Origin of the sequence: Zooshikella ganghwensis, from assembly GCF_018263875.1 — a bacterium.
Classification (GTDB): domain Bacteria; phylum Pseudomonadota; class Gammaproteobacteria; order Pseudomonadales; family Zooshikellaceae; genus Zooshikella; species Zooshikella ganghwensis.
This window is the reverse complement of record NZ_JAEVHG010000014.1, coordinates 1-22,326: the sequence shown is the minus strand read 5'-3', so window position 1 is coordinate 22,326 and position 22,326 is coordinate 1. Positions and strand designations below refer to the sequence as shown.

Sequence of the window (22,326 nt, the reverse complement as noted above, 5' to 3'; positions counted from 1 at the left end):
CGATTGTATTCAGGATCCGGTAATGAATTTTTTAGTAAACATCACTTCTTTAAGCATTAGTCGACGTAAAGATTTCATCATTTATACGAATAACATCGTATAAATATAGGAGTAGATTGACTTATGGTCGCAGTTGTCAGTGGTTACGGACTCGGTTTGTTTAATACCACAACGATAGGTTTGGGAAACAAAACTAAGTTTGGGCAAGGCAAAGAATCCATTAAAATTAATGCGGTTACGGGTAACCTCATTCTTCAACAAAAAGACGATGCATTAATTAGTCAAGGTATCGATGCGCACCTATTGAGAACCTATAACAGTCAAGGGTTACTCAATGATGCCAATGGCGATAATTTTCGCTTTGGCTTTAACCAGCAACTACTCAGTTTAACGGGTGAAATCAACCAGCCAAACAGTACTATCCAGCGTATAAGTGCAGATGGTGCTACCACAACCTATACCTACAATACCCAACAACAGTGTTATATCAGTACTGACGGTAGTGGTGCTCATGATAAACTTGAGTATTTAGGTGACAATCGCTGGCGTTGGACAGAAGGCTCAAGCTTAATTACTGAAACCTATCACTGGCAAAATAACCAGGGCCGATTAATTACTCGTTCAGACCGGCATGGTTTCAAAATACAGCTTGAATATCAGCACGATAAAGTAGTCGCTCTTAGGGATGAACAAGGACAAACACTCTCTATTGAGTACACTGGCAATAATGTCTCTGCAATCCATCACTCATCCGCAAGTCACTCATCCGCAAGTCACTCATCGGTAAAAACACGCTATCAATATGATCAACTCAATCGACTCACTTCCGTCATTGTTGATCTGACGCCAGAAGATAACAGCATAACGGATAATCATGTTTATAAAACACAATATCAATACGACGGTGACAGTCGTCGTATAACCCATATTAAACAAAGTGATGGCACAGAACTCACCATCAACTATCAGCAAGGGAGTGATGGCCAGTTTCGTGTTAGTGAAATCACAGAGGGTAAAGGCAGTCAAGCAGTCACTACTCGCTACGTGTATGACCTTAATGCCCGCAAAACGGATATTATTCAGGTCAATAATGCCACCTCAGGTACAGGCCCTACCTACAGCCTTTGGTATGATGAACAAGGTCGCTTAACTCGTACCGCCAACCCCGCTGATGCCCACGGTTTTAGGTTAGAAATTAATTACCAATACGATAATGATGATAATCTGCTAACACAAACCGACAACACTGGACGCATACTTTCGTATACCTATGACCAGTACGGTAATCGCACCACCGAAATTGATGCGGAACAAAATAAAATAACGCGTACTTTTAATTCCGCTCAACAAAAAATCAGCGAAACCATTTACCCTAAAGGCGATACACAACAGGGAGTGAGTCAATACTGGGTTTATGATGAAAAACAACGCATCAGTTTTCATCTTAACGCAGAAGGCTTTCTAGAAGCGTATCAGTATCAAAGCTGGGGGGATGATCAACTCCAACAGACCACAACGCTTACTTACCTTTCAGCTATATTGCCTGTTGAAAACTTTTCCCCTTCAAATCAACCAAGTAATGCCACTATAAAACAGTGGTTAGCGCAGCAAACATCACTTGGACACATTAAGCGTAAAGATCAGTATTTTGATTTTCGTGGACAGTTGCATAAAGTGGTTCAATCACAGGCCCTCAACCAAAGTAATTTAGTATCCACACAACCTAATGCGAGCAATATCCTCAATACCACGTATTTTATTTATGATACTCACGGCCAATTAATAAAATCCGTCGATAGCCGTGGACAAGCACCCGTTGAAAATTCAACAACACGCACTGATGAAATCCAACATAATAAAGATAACTTTGAAACCCTCTTTGTTTATGACGGATTAGGCCGGTTATTAGCTTCAACCAATAGCCTGGGTGAAACCACACGCTATCAATATCAAGACCAATTACAACAGGTGTTAAAAACCGCAGCCAATGGCTTACAAACCACTGAACTGTATGATTCTGTGGGTCGTATTATTAACCGCACACAAATTGACTTAAATACTACAACAGGTAATCACTCTACACCCACTCATACTTTTCTTTACGATAAACAGGGTCGAAAGATTGCAGAACAAGACCCAAGTGGTGCAATTTCACTGACCTTTTATCATCGCAATGGGCAACCTCTCGCCACTGTCGATGCGATGGGCTACGTTACCGAGTATTTTTATAACAAGACGGGTAAGCAAATCGCCCAACGACGCTATGCAACTGCTCTATCAGTCAATACGTTTGCGGCATTACAAGTCAGAAATAACGAAGGCACACTCACGGGGATAAAACCAACACCCTTCGAATCTATTCGCCCATCACTCAGCGAACATGATCGAATAACACGACAGGTGTTTGCTAAAAACAATCAATTACGATTCAGTATTGATGGAGAGGGTGCAGTTACAGAACACCGTTACGACCAAGCAGGCCGTAAAATTCTGACCATTCAACATGCTAAAACTTTAAATACCCCCACAGACTTAAACGCTCAGTCTGATCTTGCCCTAAATATTACTGCAGTTCAGCAGCAACTTGGGGAAACGCTGACGGCTGACGACCGCGTTCAACGCTTCTTTTATTCGAAGAGTGGACAACTTTCCGGCATGTTAGATGCCGAAGGTTATCTCACTCGCTATGGATATACGGCAACCGGCGAACGTAGCTATATCAGCCAACTGGCTTCCCGTGTTTTAAATCCTGAAACAGACATTCATCAGTGGTTAACCTGCTCCCTCAGTGAGCTACAAGTCACACCCAGTGTTCAAGACCAGCATGCGCTCAATTTTTATAATGCACAGGGTTGGATCATTGCTGCAGTCGATGCAGAAGGCTATCTCACCTTTTTCGCCTACGATGCGGTGGGTAATAAAACTCTTCAACGTCGTTTAGCGACACAGCTCACTCATACCGAACAAACGCGACTCATCAACTGGGTACAAGGAAAACCTGGACGCTTTCAAGCAGGTAATGATTTACTGTTAGCACTGATTCAGCAAAAACAAACGGAACAAGACCAGCTCCATAGTTACAAGTACGATGCGGCCAACCGCCTGCGGGAAGAAACCGATGCCCAAGGCAATACCCATCGCTATCAATATAATGCCGCTGGGCAGGTTATCCACACAACCAAAGGCATTATGCTCGCTCAGCAGCATGAGTTACTGAATCAAGCCAGTACCTCACAGGCAGAATATGATGGCTTTGGCCGGCTGATTAAAACCACAAATGCATTGGGTGCAGAAACCCTGTTTCGTTATGACAGCGCAGGTCGCAAAACGCAACAACAGGATGCAGCCGGCCATATTACCCGTTTTTATTACGATCAACGTGGGCGTTTAACACACACCATTAATGCCTTAGGTGAAGTCTCTGCGGTTATTTACAACGCCTTTGATCATGCAATATCAACCCGTGTTTATATAACACGGCTTACACCAGAACAGCTCACGTCGCTTGAAGGGGGGATTATTACTTCGGCGGTGGCCACACTGTTTAGCCAGTTAGCTAAAGAGAGCGATGCAATAAAACGTAATCGTTATAATCGGCGTGGACAAATCACTGAAAAAATTGATGCCGAAAATAATAGCCAACAACTGAATTATAATGCATTTGGTGAACTTAATAGCATCACTCAAACCATTCGCCAGTCACTCAGCATCACACAAACCCAATATCTGACGTATAACCGGCGCGGGGAAAAAGTAACAACATCAACGTCCGTACTGCAAGGTGATGCATTATTACCCGATTTAACCACCCACTATACGTTGGATGCATTTGGGCGCACAACCCAAACAACCAATGCCTTAGGCCATACCACAACCTTTGAGTATGATAGATTGGGTCGCCAACTCAGCATTACCAGCCCTAATCAGTCTACATCACATACATCCTATGATGCCTTTAACCGCGTATTAAACACAACAGACGCGCGGGGTAATACAACTGCTTACCAGTATCAGAAAACGACTGCAACGAATGCTGAAGGCGTTGAGTTTGTCACAGGCCATCAAGTCATCGTCACCACCCCAACGGGTTTGCAAAAAATTACCGAAAAAAACCTACAGGGTGAAAATGTCCGGATTACAGCCCCTGATAACACCACCAGTGAGTTTTTCTATGATAAAGCCGGTAATCTCATTAAAACCGTTGATGCGCTAGGCCAAGAAACCACACAACAGTTTAATCAATTAGGCTGGAAAACTAGTGTCACACAGGCTGATGGGTTACAAGTTCACTATGAGTATGATGCTGTTGGTCGCCAACTCATACAAATTACTGACCCTGATGGTTTAGCCCTCAAAGAGCAGATTCAATACGATGCGTTGGGCAATAAAGTTCAAGTAACTGATGCCAATAATACCCTCACCCAGCATCACTATAACCGTAATGGACAACTGACCAAAACAGTCGTTGACCCAGAGGGGTTAAACCTGATCACCGCTTATGAATACGACAATGCCGGCAATCAAATTCGTATTCAACAAGGTGATGCAAACGGTTGGCAAAGGGTGACTGAACATCGCTTTAATGGTTATGGGCAACGGGAAGCAACCATTATTGATCCCGATGGATTAAAACTAACCACGCGTTTTTACTATGACGATGCCGGCCAACTGATAAAAAAAATTAATGCTGAAAATCATACTACACAATATGTCTATGATAATGTTGGCCATCTACGTTTTACCATTAATCCCCAAGGTGCCGTATCAGAAACGCAGTATGATAATAATGGCAATAAAATTGCTGAAATCAATTATAAAAATACAGTGGATGCCAGCCTTACCTACACCGAACAAGAACTCACTGCAGCATTAAATTCGAGCGCTGAAGATCAATGGCAGGGGTTAATTTATGATGCAGACAATCGACTCACGTTTAGCATTGATGGTTTAGGTTATTTAACAAAAATTAACTACGATAAAAATAGCCAAATTATTGCTAAAGCAATCACTAAAAACGCGCTAAGCGATTTGGTTAATCATCCTAATCTCACCTTAACAGATATCGAAAACCGTTTAAATAATCTTGATACTACAGAATGGATCACTACCGAGCGAGTTATTTACGATGTATTGGGTCAAACCAAGTTTAAGGCCGATGCCAATGGTTGGCTAACAGAGTTTCAGTATGATCAAGCAGGCCGTGTTATTGCAGCTAAACGCTATAATGTTACTTGGCAACAACTTGAGTTAAACAATGATACGTCAATAAATAAGGTTAATGAAAAAGTAAGCCAGTGGCAACACACTGCAAAACCAGAAGATATTCATCATGAGTCTCACTGGTATGATAATGCAGGACGACGTTTATATACACAAGATGCTGCAGGCTATTTAACCGGTTATCGTTTTGATGCATTAGGTCAGGTTGTTGCTAATTTTAAATATAAAACACCTGCCCCAAACTTGCGCCAATCACGTGCAGACATTAACCAAATCACCCAGCATTTATCTGCCAACAGCACGATCGCTAAAGCCAATTACCATGTTTATGATACGGCGGGGCGCAAACGTTTTACCGTCAATGATTTAGGTTATGTCACTGAGTATCGCTACAATGCACTAGGTGAGTCCATTACTACATTGCGTTACCCACACCCCATTGCAAAAGAACATACACAAAATTTAACTGCTATTCGAGCAGGCTTAAAACAAACACCGATTGTTGTCCATGGCACTCAACTGCACGAAAAAAGTCGCCCTATTCTGGAATCTGGTTTATCACTGGTTAGTGGCACTTATGGACAAACCTGGGAAGCTCAAGAAGTCGGCACAGTTACTGCCACATCAAACTGGGTTTCCAAAACCATAAAACCGAATCAACCGTATAAATTAATTAATTCAGCAATAAAAACGTGGAGTGACCAAAAAAGTGAAAAATACACTATTACAGTGTCAAAAACTAAATTTTTACAAAGCAGTAAATTACAAAACTTTTCTTACGGAATAATTAATAATTTACCTTATAAAGATAAAGATAATTTATTCTATGAAGGCAGAATACAGTCACCAACTTTGTATAAAGTTGAGTCAGGTTTATCTTTAAAAACCAACAGTATTAATTTTAAGGACAGAACCCCAACCTCAGTCAATGCGGCAATTTATGACAATGCAGGGCAACATATCCGCACAATTTCAACACCAATGGGAGGAGAAGTAAGAATTTACAAAGGTGGATGGGGTGGACTTTCAGAAATGGGCTACAGATGGTTTGCGCCATCAAACTGGAATGGTCAAGTAAACTTAGGAGAAGATAATTTATCGATAGGAAAATATAAAGTAGTTGTTACTGTTGAGGACCGGTATGACGCACGCTCAGATGGAAGGCATTCTCGCTGGGATGGTGATGGGAAATGGACAGAAGTTACAGAGCTATTTATTAATATCGGAAATTACTTAGAACCTCTAAAACTTAAATGGCAAGATAATATCACTGAAGCTAAAAAAGTTGTCCTTCACTATCGCCAAAAAGGTTTTCAAGGGCGTTTTTCTACTATAAATGTCGACCGAGAAAATAATAGTAACTCAGTTCAAATAACAGATGATATTACTGGAGCTATCGAGTATCGAATAGAATACTTCGATGCAAATGGAAAAAAGATCTGTCAATCAAAAGGCGAGTTTCTATCTGAAGATAACAAAGTCTCTCAACAAGAGAAGCTATTTACCTTAGGTGGCGATTGGGCAGAAAAAACCACTGGCACTGCGATTAAAGGCTATGTTTCACGATTAGATGCGGCAGATATTCAATACCTTGAAGCGCAAGTCGTCAATAAAAATGGTGAGGTTGTTTCAACGGCATTAACTCACCCTAATTATATTACGCAGCAATTAGGGCTATATGATGGCTCTGTGAATTTAAGTGTGGGTGAACCACTCACAGAGGGTGATTACCAAGTTACGATTACCCGACACTTTAAGGATAATCGACCTGCCCAAACTGAAACCTTTAATTATCAAATTGGCGAGCAACCTTATCAGGCACAACATATTACTGTTGATGCCAAAGACCTTAACCCGCAACCCAGCGAAAAACTGGTTGCGCATTATCGATTAGCTAGTTCAGATGAGTGGCAAGCTATCCCCCTCTCCAAACAAGGCGATAAGCTCCAGCTTGCGATGCCAGCCACAGCACTGACCAACGGTGAGGCCTATCAGTTAAGAGTCCAAAGCCAAAACGCTGCAGGTCAACCGCAAGCCCAATTGCTGGGGAGCTTTAGCGCAGGACAAGACGCCAATGTGCAATTATCACTTAGCCAGTTTAAAGCCAGTGCCGCACAACCTGGTACCAGCATTGATGGATTAATTCCCGCTAATCTGCTGCCACAGTTACAAGCCGTCAGCATTCATGTTAAAGAAGCGGCATCAGGTGCGTTAATGACCTATAACGGCCCTATTTGGACGTGGCTAGATCAACAGGCAGGTGGACAGGTCAATATCAGTGATAATACCCAGCTGCCAGCCGGTGCTTACCAGCTCACCGTAACGTATCACTTTAAGGACGGTACCCCTGAAACCGCCTCGCCAATCACCATCACCCTCAGTGACCAAACCACAAGTCGTGCTATCACCGCATTTACCCTGCCTAAAACACTGGCGGGCATGGCGGTTCGCTATCGTCCCGTCAACGCTGCTACCAATCATTCAGACACTGAATGGCAACAAGCCTTTATTCAGCTTGAAGGTGATCAAGCACAGCTCAAACTCACTAAACTGCACTCAGCAACCACCTATGAAATTGAAGTGCTCGCAACAGGGCAGCGACTATTAGCGACTACTCAACCAGAGACTGCAGATGGCTCAGCACTGGCGGGCACGCTTAAAGTGGATGGCCAAGGGCAAACGGAATTACAACTCAAGCATTTACTCACCAATGAACAGCCCCAGGTGACCCAACAGCTAAGAGATAGTGCAGGACGGGTCACTTATACGGTTGATGCTATGGGCTATGTCACTGCGTATCGCTATGACCACTTAAACCGTGTTATTCAGCAAACCCAACATGCAACCCCCTTGGTTAGCTCACTGTTAAATTCGGCTACCCCCTTAACCATCGCGGCGGTGACGGAGGCGCTAAACAGTCAAACCCCAGCTGAAAAGGCGGCCAATCGCATGGTGGCGACTCGCTTTGATGCAGCGGGTCAGCAACAAGCTCAAGAAGTCTGGCAACTGGGTGAAGCGGCTGCAACCGGCATATCTCCCGTGGTATTAACGGTTGCCAATAGCTTGCATCAACAAAGTGCTGAAGTTGAAAACCAACACTGGGAAATGCGCTGGATTAAACCTGATCCCTTTACGGAACCTAAAGTAGAGCTTTACCCCGTAGAGGGTGGCTATGCCATTAAGCCCGGCCATATCAAAACGGTGGATGACAGCCCTGTTGGTGTCTATGTGGCTATTTACGATATGGCTGGTAATGTGGTTGATGAGTATGAATACACCCCCATGGGTGGCTTTGAAAGCTGGAAAGAGAAGCAACCCGACGGCAGTATCACTGAAAAAGGCCGCTGGATCGTTCCTGAGTGGCAAGGACAAGTCAACCTGGCCAGAAAGCATCTCGCACCAGGGCAATATAAAGTCAAACTGTCGTTTATCGATAACCGCCATGACGAAGGCGATGCTGACATGTGGAGTGAAAACCAATGGACGACACTGGTCATTGGCGAACCCCCTAAAAATACTCAGGTCAGCTGGAACACCCCCAAACTCACTGGCGACTTTGCCACTACCTTCCGCTACCGCCCCGCAAACACTGAAGAAGCCTGGCGCAACAGTTCAGTCAGTCAACAGAATGAAAAGATTACTGCTGAGCTTACCCAAGCAGAAGAAGGCCTATTTGAATACCAGCTGGAATATACAGACAGCCAAGGAACGCTACTAAAACAGTTCACCGGCACCTTTGTGAGCCGTCCGAATAGCGTGCTGGTGGTAGAAAATATTACGAAGGCGCAAACCCTTAACCACCACAACCACCTGGGCCAACGTACTGCAGTGACAGATGCCAATGGCCATACCACCTTTTTTGCTTATGACGCAAAGGGGCAACTAACCCGTGAATTGCGGCCTACCACTGTCGATGCTGAAGGCTTAGCCACCCATGGTCAACTCGTCGAGTACCAATACGATGCGTTGGGTCGTAAAGTCTCGCAACGAGCATTTGTTGACCCTGTATCGCTGGCTTCAGGCATTGCGCAAACCATTCCCGATACCGCAAAAGCACGCATCACCCGCTATCAATACGATGCCAGTGGTCAACTGTTAAAAGTCATTGGTCCAAGCTGGCACCCAGCAACGGCTGCCAAAGAGTCTGCCAGCAGTACCTCAACAGTGGCCCCAACAACCAGTAACTCAACGAATTCCAGCGTTAAATTAACCATCAGTAATAGTGTATTACCCCAAAGCACTGAGGTTGAAAACCAACATTGGGAAATGCGCTGGCATAAACCCGATCCCTTCACTGAGCCTACGGTCGAGCTTTACCCTGTTGCAGGGGGGTACTCGATAAAACCAGGGCACTTAACCACCACCGATAACAGTCCTACTGGGGTTTATGTCGCTATTTACGATATGGATGGCAAGGTCGTAGACGAATATGAACACACGGGTATGGGTGGCTTTGAATACTGGAAAGAAAAACAACCCGATGGCTCCGTGGTTGAAAAAGGCCGCTGGATTGTGCCTGAGTGGAATGGGCAGGTTAACCTCGCCCGCACTGAGTTGCCTGCAGGACGTTATCGGGTCAACGTATCGTTTTTGGATAATCGCCATGATGAAGCCGATAAAGCCATGTGGAGCGACTCCCAATGGGTTGAGTTAGTTATTGGCCAACCAGCTACCCCAACCAAAGTGAGCTGGCAATTACCAGAAGCGCTTAAGGATACCCGTGTTCAATTCCGCTATCGCCCGACAGGTACTGATCAACCCTGGCAAACCAGCAACATCACGCTAGCAGATCAACAGATCACTGCGGAGCTGACAAAAGCAGCATTTGGAGAGTTCAACTACCAGCTAACCTATGTTGATGCCCAAGGTAACACTGTCAAGCAGCTTACGGGTATTTTTACCAGTCGCCCCAATAGCACACTGGTGGTCGGTGAAAATCAACCAGCACCGCGTCCACAGCCAACCCCGACACCAGCTGAACCCTCCAGTCCCATTGTAACTGCCCACCAGTATGACTTCCTGGGCCGACAGGTAAGTACTACTGAAGCGGTAGGCACTGATCAACAACGTACCACTCAGCGACAGTATGATGCCCGAGGGCTGAAAATTGCTGAAACACAAGCAGCAGGCCAAATGGAAGCGACAACCCAACGCTTTCACTATGATGCGTTGGGCCAACTAAGCGCGACCACTGATGGGCGTGGTAGTGCACTGGTTGACAGTGATAGTGCATGGGCATTGGCAGAACGTACACGCGCAGGCATTGTCGATGCACAAGGCTATGGTAAGCGCGCCTCAGCATTAACGATGTCAGAGCGTAAGCAACTATTAGCCCAGTACACCCAGCACCAACAGATAGACAGCTTAGGCCGTAAAATCAGTCAAACGGATGCAAGTGGCCATACTATCCACAGCCAGTTTGATGCTTTTGGCAACCTGATCCAGAGTACCGATGCTCGTGGTGCTGTGCGACACTTCTTTTATGATGCCAATAACCGACTCCAGCTTGAGGTTGATGCGGCAGGTTATGCCACGCACTATACCTATACGGCCAGTGATCATGTCGCACAAAAGACACGTTATCAGCAGGCCCTGGATTTAGCACAGGTTCATCCACAAGCCGATGTCACTAAGCTGCTTGAGCAGTTGGATAAAGGCGGTGTGCAGCAACAAACGCGCTTTGAGTATGATGCGGCAGGACGCGTTACCCTGGAGCATGATGGCACGTATCAACAAACCTACCAGTATGATGGTGTGGGTAATAAAACCGCCCATACCGATAAAAATGGTTACACCAGTTACTTTGAGTACAACGCAGCAGGTCAGCTGACCCGTAAGCAATCCCCTAAGGTGCAGGTCGTTACTGATGCGTTAGCAGGCAAAGTTGAAGCCCAACACCTTATTACCACTCATCGTTATGATGCCCTGGGCCGTAAAACCGCTACCACAGAAGCCGCTGGTACCGCCCTGGCTGCAACGATCCTGTATGAGTACGATGCCCAAGACCGGTTGATTAAAGAAGTATTACCCTCTCGCAACGTGCTCCAGCTTCAGACTAATGGCGAATCCCAAGCACGCGCCGTAAAACCTGAGCTAAGCCGAGTGTATGACTTAGCGGGTAACCTGATTCAACACACTGATGGCAACGGTAACCGCACCACGTACTACTTTAATGCCGTTAACCAAAAAGTCGCGGAAGTCACTGCGAATGGTGTACTCACCCAGTTTGAGTACGATGCTGCCGGCAATATGATTCGCCAGCGTGTCTATGATGACCCTGTATCTCTTCCGGTCGCTCGTCATCAGCCACCTCAGCCCAATGCGAATGCAAGCTTTCGGGAAACCCACACCCAGTTTGATGCACAAAACCGAGAACTGGCGTCAACGGCTCAGCGAGGGCTTTTTTACAGTGCTGAACAAGGCTACTTTGAAGGGCAACAACGTACACAAAACCAGTTCGATGCGAATGGCAACCTGACGGTTAAGGTTGATGCTAATGGGCAACAGCAATTCACCTGGTACGATGCAAAAAACCAAGCCGTATTAGTGGTTGATGCGGCGGGTTATGTGACACAGCAAGCCTTTGATGGTGCAGGTAACCTCATTAAAAGCCATCGCTATGCACAACCATTACCCCAAACACTGTGGCGATCCTTAACCGCTGACACCCCTTTAACGGCTATAGAACAAGGGCTAACACCCTTAACCAGCGACCGGATTACAACTCACCGCTATAACGCCCAAAACCAGCGTGTTGAAACACGATTACTGGGCATTCAACACAACGAGGTCTTAGCAGACGGTCAGTTACAGCAGGGGGTTGCTGACCAGGTCACCACCTATGGTTACGATGCCCTGGGTCACCAAGTACTGATCCGCAAGTTTGGAGAAATGACCACAGCCAATGGCGAGAAGCAGGTCGTCGGCAACGTAGAGCAGCGCCAACAGCAGTTTGATGCATTAGGTCGTCAAACCACAGCCCAAAATACCCACTTTACCGATGCATCAGGTGCCCAGGTAACACCCACAACCGTCGTTGGCTACAACGCCCTAGGCCAATCCGCACTGCAAGTGCAAAAAGCCAATGCTAATACCGCACCCTATGACTTGGCTGACCAGGACCTGATCACCCGTCACCACTACGATGCCGCAGGCTTACTCCGCAAAACGGTGGATGCCAATGGTGCTGGTATCGACTTTCACTATGATGCTCAGGGTAATGTGGTGCGTAAGGATGAACTCCGCACACAAGCGGATGGTACACGACACACTATTCAAACCCGCTTTGGCTACGACGCCCTTAATCGTGAAGTGAGCCGAATAGATGCGGAAGGCACAATCTATCAAACCCACTACAACAGCCATGGCCAGGTCACTGAAAAAATCATCAATGGTAAACAGCATGAGTTTTTTGAGTATGACCAGCTGGGACGTTTGGTAAAAACCAACCAGCAAACCGGGGCCACCCGTCTTTATGGTTATGACCAAAATGGCAATATGACCTTGCATGTGGCTTCGGCTGGTGCCGATCTCAGTCAATTATCACTCGCTCAGCTGCGCAACCTCGACTTAAAGAGCGATACAGCAGCGCAACTGGCCGTGACCGTGCAACGTTATGATGTCCGTAACCAGCTCACAGATGTGATCCAGCCTGAAATGACCACTTTGATTAAAGATGCTGAGCTTACCAAAGTGGATCAAGTAGTCGAAGCGAAGCCCTTTACCCGGGGGGCACTGGATATTCAGGGTGGTGAGCGGTTCCAAGTTGATATTAAGCTTTATGCCAAGGCACGCCGACATAACTACCCCGAAGTGCACTACAACTTGCACGAGTTTCATGTCAGCTGGCAAGGGCTAGAGGGCTACACTGGCAAGCTAAAACTAGACTGGGATACTGGATTTAACCCCAATGCCAAAGGCAGCTGGACAGTGGATGCTTCTGCAGGGATAGCCAAAGCCAATCGATATGGTGGCCACTGGTGGCGCCATGCCTCAGCCCATAGTATTCATAATGATGGCATTTATTATCACATCAATGTTTACAAACAAGATGAAAATCAGCAGTGGGAATTATTAACCAAATTGGATAACCGCTATCAATGGAGTGGAGCTTATCATAGCCAAGGAGGCCAGGCTGCTGTTGCCTTTAATGAAATCATCCATCAAAACCCAAGGCTATTAACCCTAAAAGACCAGCCTCGCGATGCCAGTCGGGTTCGGCTCTACTATCGGCCCAAGCAAGAAGCGGACTACGCTGCACGCCCCTATAACGAGGAAAACTATAACCCCGCTAAATACACCCACTATGTGGATGGCTCCCGCCTTAAAGTGAATGAAACCACCAGTCGCTGGGGCTTTGATTTAACCAATGCCCCAGGTTTAGAAAAAGGTAAAGCCTATGAATATTACTATGAGGTGCTGGATCATAAAGGTCGTTTAGCGAATCGGGCTGAGGGCATTATCAATTGGGGAGGATCTGATAACACCTCGGCCACGCACAGCAATACCGGTCGGCCCCCCGTTAAGCGCAGCACGATGGACTACCTGATTGGTGAAGGTAAACTGGAGCAGCATGCCATCCATCGACAACAGCGCTTTAATGCCTTTGGTGAAATCATTGCTGAAACCGATGGCCTGGGTAATAAAACCGCGTTTAGCTACAACAAACTGGGCAAGCTAACTGAAAAACAAGGTGCAACAGTCAGTGTCACCCACGCCAATGGGTTTATTGAACAGCTACGGCCTACAACCCACTACCACACTGATCTACAAGGGCGAACGGTCGGTGTAACCGATGCCAACGGCCATACCAACACCCAGCAGTGGTTGGAAGACCGGGTGGTAAAAGAGTTTCATGCTGATGGCGGCGTTAAACAGTTCCATTACGATGCCTTTGGTCGTAAGCAGCAGGAAACAAATGAGCTGGGGCAAGTCACTCAGTTCCACTATGACAATGTGGGGAATCTGCTTCATGTCGATCGTGCGGGTAGCAATGATGACCATTACACCTACGATGAAGCCGGTAACCGCATTAGCCATACCAATGCGTTAGGCCACAAAGAAACCTACCGTTACGATGGCATGAGTCGCGTTCGTGCACACACTGATAACCTGGGCCATACCACGCAATATGATTATCAGTGGGATGCAGACATTGGTGCCGAACGCTTTGATGAAGCCACAGATGCCTATAAAAAACAGTCGGAGCATGCCATTGGTGGTTGGCGCAAAACCACTACCGATGCGGAAGGCAACCAACGCGTTGATCACCATGACCTGTATAACCGGATTCGTTTTCACCGCGATATGGGGGGCCGGCAAACCTGGTATGACTATAACCAGGCAGGCTGGTTAGTCGCGCAACGGGGTGATACCAAACTCAATAATGACAAGCATTTTGACCAGGAAATTCACTACCGCTATTACAACAACGGCTATATCAAAGGGATTGATGATTTAGGCATTAATGCCTTTGCTGAATTTCAGTACGATGCGAATGGCAATCTGACCTTTGAAGGTTATAGCTACAGTGATGCAGAACGCGGTCATGAAAAAGTCTACACCCAGCGAAGCTTTATCAGTTATGACGCCGCTAACCGCATTGATCATATTAAAGATGAGCAGTATGAGCTGCGTTATGAATATGATGCTGTCGGTAACCGACGTCGGGTCTTTAGCCGTTATCTACAGCCGAATGGCTTAACCGCCTCCCAGGACTTTTGGTACGCCTATGATGCGATGAATCGCTTCACCATCACCCAGGGTCAGTTAAATGGTGAGCGAGCAACGGATAAAGCCAGCCATGCAGTTAACGTGGTTGCGGGCGATAAAGGCTATGCCGTCACCTATAACGCACTGGGGCAACGGACTTCTGCCCAGCATGGTCAAAATCACGAAGCCTATGCCTATGACACCAATGGCTTTTTATCCACTACCCATATCAATGATGCACTGCGGGCACGCCGGATTAATGATGCCGCGGGTAATGCCTCGGAGTATCTTGAGTACAAGTCTGACGGCAATCTGCTCAAGCACGTTCGCAATACCTACAATGCCAATAACCGTAAAATACAGGAGCATACGGTTACTGATGGCAATAACACCGGCGTCAAATACAGTTTTGATAAAGCCGGCAACCTAAAGCAATCCGTCACCTATGGCCGTGACCCTGAGTTGACCACCCGCTATACCTACGAGCTGTGGGATGACTACAAACAGAAGCAAATTGAGTTAAAAGCCTGCACCGATGCAGATCTGCAATATGACTGGGCACCAGGTTTCAGCTTTTTTGAATATGATGCGAATGGTCATGTCAGCATGGCGCGCGATGATTACCACCAGCGTATCTTCCGCTATGTGAATAACCATAAAGGCCAAGTACTGCGCCGTACGGAAAAAGGCGAAGGCTACCTGAAAACCCATAACTATTACTATGTAAATGGCTTAGGGATAGGTGATGTCGGTGATGATGGCCCCTCTTACACCGACTACGCGACGCAACTGGCCCTATCCGAAGGGTTGCAGCGCAAACCCGATAAAATCACCCCGGTTTACAGTGCTGATTTTGATGCCAACTACCAGCCCATCAGCGCTGATTACCCTGCCCAATCTCCTGGTAGTTACACCGTCAACAAAGGCGATACCTTACAAAGTATTGCCCGTGCTTTATGGGGTGATAGCAGCCTGTGGTTTTTAATCGCCGATGCCAATGGTATCGAGGATCCACAAGCACTAAAGGAGGGGTTAGTACTTACTATCCCTAACAAAGTTACCAATATTCATAACAACAGCTCAACGTATCGTCCCTATCAACCTGGCTTAGCCCTGGGTGATACCAGCCCTACCCTGCCAGATATGCCACCTCCCCCTCATAAAGAAGGTGCTTGTGGTGGAGCGGCTGAGTTGATCATTATGGTCGTGGCGATTGCAGCGGCTGCTTTTGTGGGGCCTGTGGTACAAGCAATGATGCAAGGCATGAATACTTTCGTCACTGCAGTTGCTGTAGGAGCTTCTAGTCAAGCAGCCGCTAATGCCGCTGGCCAGTTGGCTGGAATGGCAATGGGGGTTCAAAGTGGCTTTAGTTTTAGCCAGGTAGCCAAAGCCGGTATACGTGGCGCAGTAAGTGGTGCTGTGAGCTACGGTGTTGGCCAAGGCTTAACTGAGCTTGGTAAAGGCACTGATGGCTTTCAATGGGCTAAACAAGCCAGCGACTTTTTGAATAATGCTGACAACTACTGGGTGAAAAAAGTCGTTGGAGATATTGCAAGCCAAGGTGTTGGCATGGCCCTGGGCTGGCAAAAGAAATACGACTGGCGTCAGACGGCAGTTGCCGGGGCTAATGGTTACATTGGGCAGAAAATTGGTTTAACTGCAGAGATGGAACGAGCCAAAGCTTCATCCTTCGTTGAAGCACGTGCTCCAGCCTACTTCAAGAGCAGTATGTTACATGAGTTGGTGCAAACTGCTGTATATGGGGATGGTTTTGATTTTGCTAGAGCAGCAGCTGGAACTATTGGTCACAGTGTAGGTGGTGCGTATGGGAAGGATTTAGAAAATTACGTGTTACAAAAGCGCCAATCCGACACATTGCTAACCGATATTAATGAGCATCCTATTACTCAAGAGCGACTTAAAAAAGCGAGATACATTAAAGATCACCTTGAACCAGCGCCATTTAATGATCCGATTCATAAAGCTCGCTACTTGTCTCCTAAACAAGAAAATATGATGGCAGCTAATAAAGCCTTTTTAGGCACGTTAGCAGGTAAAAGCGAAAATTCTATTGTTCAAGAGCGACTTAAAAAAGCGAGATCAAATAATTATTACCTTGATCAAGAGCCATTTAGTAATCCAGTTCATAATGCTCGCTACTTGTCTCCTAAGCAAGAAAGTATGATGGCAGCTAATAAAGCCTTTTTAGGCTCTAAAGGCAGTGATCGAACAGGGTTTACTTGGGAAAATATTACTAATTGGTTTTCTAATGCGTGGGATACCGGTAACAAAGGGCCTGCTACGCATGACTATAGCTTTCGCTCTACGCTGGCTGATGTACTAAATGAATCGTTGAATTATAGTAGCACTCAATCTGATAGTGATTATGGTGTCAATAATTACGTCTCTCATAACATGGGAGAACATAAATTACGATATGATACGAGCGCTGCACCGTTCTTTGTGCAGAACAGTAATGATTACGCTATAGGTAAGATGTTTGGGCTAGGCTCGATATTTAGCCCTCATATAGAACACTATAACCGAATGGCGGCAAGTTTGGGTGGTGAGGTCTCAAGCTCTTATAATGAGTTTCAAGAAGGACCCGCTCGAGGAATAATCATTGCTGTAGGATCTGTAATTGGAGGACTTGCTTTAGGGCGATATGGGCCAGATATGGATCTGAATCCAACAAGAAGCCCCTTAAATAATAGGAACAGTGTTGAGTTTGATGTTCCAGACAGGCCTTCTATTTCAGGTTCAGCGCATGAGCCACGAGTAAGTTGGTTAGATAATGCGGATGGTCGAGTTTTAAGTGCGGACGAAGCGTTTAGTCTTGCCAGAGCTCAAGGCTTTGATATTCCTGACTACGTTGATATCAAGTTCAAATCTGGCTGGTCTCGACCGGATGCTGACGCAGAATATCTAGTGCAGTTTAAGCATAAACAAGTAAATCTTGATCAACCCGTACTATGGGATGATATTGTTAATCCTGACACTGGAAGACTAGATATCCACATAAATGCGGATGTTCTTAGGAGTGATGAGCGAGCACTTGCACATGTTGTTCATGAAGTATACGAAGCTAAGGCAATTTATAATCGAATGACGGAGCTCGATGAATTTGGAGCCCCGCCTATGACCTGGGGGCAACTACGAAAGGAAATCGCTAATAATCCAAGTGTTAAGAAAAATTGGCATACCGAGGCATGGGATGCAGCAGATATATCGGTTCGAGACTTGCTCCTTGAAAGAGGTATGACTATGGAGCAGTTTAGAAATACTAGGGTCATTCGATAGAGGTGAAGGAAATATGAGAAAGTCAACCTTACAGTGGAAGACCTATAGTTTCGAGGCTTCTCCATCAAATGAGGGAAACAAAAATTGGCTCGATTTAGTTATTACAAATAGTGATACTTCTTGGTCGGTTTTCTCTCGCGTTTCGCATGTGGTTGATGCGAAAGTTTGGAAGCGTGAACTAATTAAGTTTAAGGATGGAGAGGGTGATATTGCTGAAGTTTTTAAACTAGGTTCTGATTTTTCGATTCGATTGCTTCGCAAAGAAGGCATTATCTACTGTAGTGTTAATCTTAATCCAGATCCGTTGTTGGAAAATTATTCCGAAACTATTGAATTTAAAGCGGATGATATTGATTCATTAATAGATTTTATTGAAAATTTTATTCGTGAATATGAAACTCTTGTAGGTTAATAAAAAAGTGAAAAAGGGGACACCCACTTTTTAACTGACTTTAAAGAGTAGGCAGCAGCAACAAACCTCCCTGCTGCCTATAAATTTTATTAAATCCTAGTTGAAGGTGTAAGAATAACACGCCCTCAGAGTCAGCTAGTCAGTGTCGCAGATACCCCCTACTACCACTGTATATGCCGGTGTGTCCGCCATACCTTTTTATGTGGTGATGACAAGGTTACTGGGCGTAACTTTGAACACCGCAAAACCTGGCTGGTTGAACAACTAACTAAACTGGTTAAAGTCTTTGCTATTGATATCTGTGCTTATGCCGTAGTGTCGAATCACTACCATTTAGTAGTTCGTATTGATGAGCAAAAGACTAATCAATGGACAAATGATGAAGTCATTCGTCGTTGGCGAAAGCTTTATCATGGTCCCCCCATGGTTCAGTGCTATTTAGCAGGTTCAAAACTAAATAACGCCGATTTAAAGTTAGTAGATGATATTACTCAGCAATGGCGTCAACGATTAGCTGACTTGTCATGGTTTATGCGTTGCTTAAATGAACCTATCGCTCGATGGGCTAATGATGAAGCTGCACTACTAACCTGTATGAGTTATGTCGACCTAAATCCTGTTCGCGCAGGCATAGCTGATACACCAGAAGCATCTGATTTTACCTCAATACAAGCTCGGATGATGGCTTGGGTAAAACGTCAACGTAAAAATAAAAAACAAAATAAGCCGTTTGTTCGAACCACTAAGCTACCTAAACAAGCGTTACCCACCGTTCCTATACTTCGGTTTTCCGGTAACGAAAAGCAAGGCAAACCAATCACAATTCCGTTTTCGCTAAAAGATTACTTACAGCTCATTGATTGGCTTGGGCGCGCTATCCGTTACGATAAACGTGGCGTTATTCCCAGTCATATTCATTCTATTTTGGAACGATTGAATATCAATCATGAAGCTCTACTGACGTATGTGAGTAAAAAGGAAAGGGGTTTTATTGATATGATGGGAACGGAGCAGACTATCCAGCAAGCTGCCGTACAGTTACAACGGAAGTTTATAAAAAGGGACTAAGCTTGCTAAACAGTTATTTTCAACACAAGCGGTTTACTCCTGTTAGGCGACAACTTACATGATATAAGAGGTCACTCATAATTAAATTAGGTTTATAAAAATCGGTAATCGCAAGCCTTACATCTACCTATAATTTACCTAAACTCTAGTTTGAGGTGTAAGTAGTCAGCTGGTCAGTGTGACGAATATACTCTACTGCTACTGTATTATACTTATGAGTTCACTAAGCCTATAGATTTTCAATGACCAACTTACAGATCACTGCTTTAATCATCTTGCTAAATAGTTAAACTTGTTACACATAATCCAAGAATGAAGAATTATATTGCGTTATGCTTCAACCTTTAAGTGTGATAAAGTTACCAACACTCAAGTTGATGTTAGTAGTTCAGCCCAACCCTGATCAAAACTTAATCAACAAATAATAATCATAGCGTTTGAAGAACAATGTTGGTTTCGGGAAATGAAGTATAGTTATCCACGTTTAGCAATAGCAGTAATACTTGTTATATTATTAGCGTCTTGCGCTAACACAAAAAAAACTATTATAAAAACTGAGCAGCCACTGGAAAATATCCCAAATATCATAATTGTGAATATTGAGCAGATGGAAAGTGTTAACGTATCGCTCAGGGAGCAGGGTTATAGCAGTGTTCACATTAATCAGACTATGCATCAAGCACAGATGAATGCAGCAATGCAACCAGGATATACACACACTGCAGGGTTTACAGGAGCAATCATTGGGGGAGCTATTATTCGTAATATGGAAGAAAACAGAGCTCAACAGAATAAAAACCGTCCTGTAACGAAGTTTTTAGATACTTTAGGGAAAAAAAATCAGAATATTCTGGTAGAAAACGACAGTAACTCATTTTTGAACTGGAAAAATAGCACTAACTTTAAGGCTAAAAGAAAAAGCGACTATATCCATATTACACCAACAATTAAACTAACATCAGACTACAGAGCCTTAATACTAACAGCTTTGGTTGAGATATATAACAACTCAGAAAAAATATCTTATCGAAATTATTTTCATCTTCAGTCATCGCCTTTATTACAACCAAATGAGACTATTTCTAATCTAGAAACTAAAACGGATTCTATGAAGTTAGCTACATCTGAGATAAAATCTCTATTGAAAAAATTACCAGATCTAATAAACAACGATATTAAAAAGTGGCAACATCTACCTACTAAAAATCAAAGTATAAAATTTACTAATAGCTTAGGGCGCTACTACGAACGTGGCAGACTATTGGCAAACAAACAGGGACATATTACTTATCGCTCATTGAGAGGGGAAATAAAACACTTCCCCTTTCAAAAAATGGTTAATTAACTGTTTTTGTGGTAGTTACCTTGTTGGAAGCTTGTTCCAAAGTAAAATCTTGTTTTATTATTTGAATTGCATTATCAAATGAACGATACACTGCATTTGTTAAATTTGGGTACTTGCTTTCACTTTCATCCCAAGGTTCATCAATCAATACTTCAGTTTTAGCTGCTCGATACCACTCTAGCTTCCCTGTATTGAGGTCGATCATTTGACCTAGTATATTTGTTGTTGCAATTGGATCAGAGGTGGGGGCTGGCCCATAGTAACTCCGTGTTGTTCCCAATTTTTGCAAATCTAAAAGTAATATATAGTCTAAGGAGTGTTTTTCTTTTATAGCAGTAAATTTTGTTGTATTTTTTCCATTTTCAGATGTTTTTATTTTAAATTTTTCTTTATCAATAGGGTCCTCGATTATAATAACAGACAACCCCTTTTCTTTAAGTAGCTTAGCAATTTCATTTTGTAAGCTAGTATACTCTGGAAACTCGAGTGTTTTTAAATGGTTATCTAGCCCAGAGTTAACCGCAGAAATAATACCATAATCTAACAACCCAATCGACCCTGTGTAAGTGGTTTCAGCTTCAATCGTTTTTGTTCTTGCTATACCAACTGTTTTCCCCTTTTTTTCAAGAAAAGAGTCTGAAAAATTAACCGTTGGCTGATGAGATACACAGCCAGTAACGATAAATGAAATAACAAGTAAAGGAAGTACTCTCGCAATATTGATCATTAACAACCCTCAATAGATTTCTTTCGTCTATTTTAAAAGCGAAGAATTATATCTTAATTATTATATTTTTCATTATTTTTTTTAACTTTTACTCTTAATATGTGTAATTAGCTAACTTGTGTTTGTCAAAGCAAATGATAGCAGTAAAAATGCTACTGAACTTCTGGTAGAACATTTGCGCATAACAAGCCATTTACTTAAGCCTGTATAACTCCCTTTACAAGAAAAATACGTATAATTTATACTTTGTTCAAAAGAGTATTCAAAGTTAATCAACTCTGGTTGATAGTTTAAGGATAAAACAGCCTCAAAGTCAGCAAGTTAATGAGTCAGATGTGTAATACAATATATGCAAGAGCACTAGTCGAATTTACTTTATGACGATGATGACATAAACGACATATCCTATGTTTAACTAGGGCCTGTTAACACTAATTAACTTGTCTACGATAAGCGCAAAGTGAATAAAAAAACGAAAAACAGCGTCTAGTTTTTCAAATCGTGAAAATATACGTCTAAAGCCTTTTAGCCTACGAAATAAGC

The 22,326-nt window shown here is 44.1% G+C and carries 5 protein-coding genes; 4 read left to right on the top strand and 1 reads right to left on the bottom strand.

The genetic code is table 11. The annotated features are described in order from the left end of the window. The first annotated feature begins 123 nt into the window (after positions 1 to 123). The 4 genes from KHS79_RS17550 to KHS79_RS17535 all read left to right on the top strand — a co-directional run bounded on the left by KHS79_RS17550 (position 124) and on the right by KHS79_RS17535 (position 21,056). Positions 124 to 18,231, top strand: a complete 18,108-nt coding sequence (locus KHS79_RS17550; RefSeq protein ID WP_212720671.1) for a LysM peptidoglycan-binding domain-containing protein — start codon at positions 124 to 126, stop codon at positions 18,229 to 18,231. 13 nt (positions 18,232 to 18,244) lie between these two features. Beyond that, positions 18,245 to 18,643, top strand: coding sequence for a hypothetical protein (locus tag KHS79_RS17545; protein ID WP_212720669.1), 399 nt, complete (start codon positions 18,245 to 18,247; stop codon positions 18,641 to 18,643). 315 nt (positions 18,644 to 18,958) lie between these two features. Continuing rightward, on the top strand, positions 18,959 to 19,711 hold the full coding sequence (locus KHS79_RS17540) for a hypothetical protein (RefSeq protein WP_233468483.1): 753 nt from the start codon (positions 18,959 to 18,961) through the stop codon (positions 19,709 to 19,711). Between the two features lie 463 nt (positions 19,712 to 20,174). Continuing rightward, complete coding sequence (locus tag KHS79_RS17535; RefSeq protein WP_212720663.1) at positions 20,175 to 21,056, top strand: hypothetical protein; 882 nt, start codon at positions 20,175 to 20,177, stop codon at positions 21,054 to 21,056. Here the strand turns inward: KHS79_RS17535 and KHS79_RS17530 are convergent. Further along, positions 21,049 to 21,783: a hypothetical protein gene (locus tag KHS79_RS17530; protein ID WP_212720661.1), complete on the bottom strand. Its 735-nt coding sequence runs from the start codon at positions 21,781 to 21,783 to the stop codon at positions 21,049 to 21,051. The two genes, KHS79_RS17535 and KHS79_RS17530, sit on opposite strands and share 8 nt — an antisense overlap. Between the last annotated feature and the right edge of the window lie 543 nt (positions 21,784 to 22,326).

What these genes read in the sequence shown, in the direction of transcription:
- KHS79_RS17550 (WP_212720671.1), top strand. Translation starts at nt 124, where the DNA reads ATGGTCGCAGTTGTCAGTGGTTACGGACTCGGTTTGTTTAATACCACA.
- KHS79_RS17545 (WP_212720669.1), top strand. Translation starts at nt 18,245, where the DNA reads ATGAGAAAGTCAACCTTACAGTGGAAGACCTATAGTTTCGAGGCTTCT.
- KHS79_RS17535 (WP_212720663.1), top strand. Translation starts at nt 20,175, where the DNA reads ATGAAGTATAGTTATCCACGTTTAGCAATAGCAGTAATACTTGTTATA.
- KHS79_RS17530 (WP_212720661.1), bottom strand. Translation starts at nt 21,783, where the DNA reads ATGATCAATATTGCGAGAGTACTTCCTTTACTTGTTATTTCATTTATC.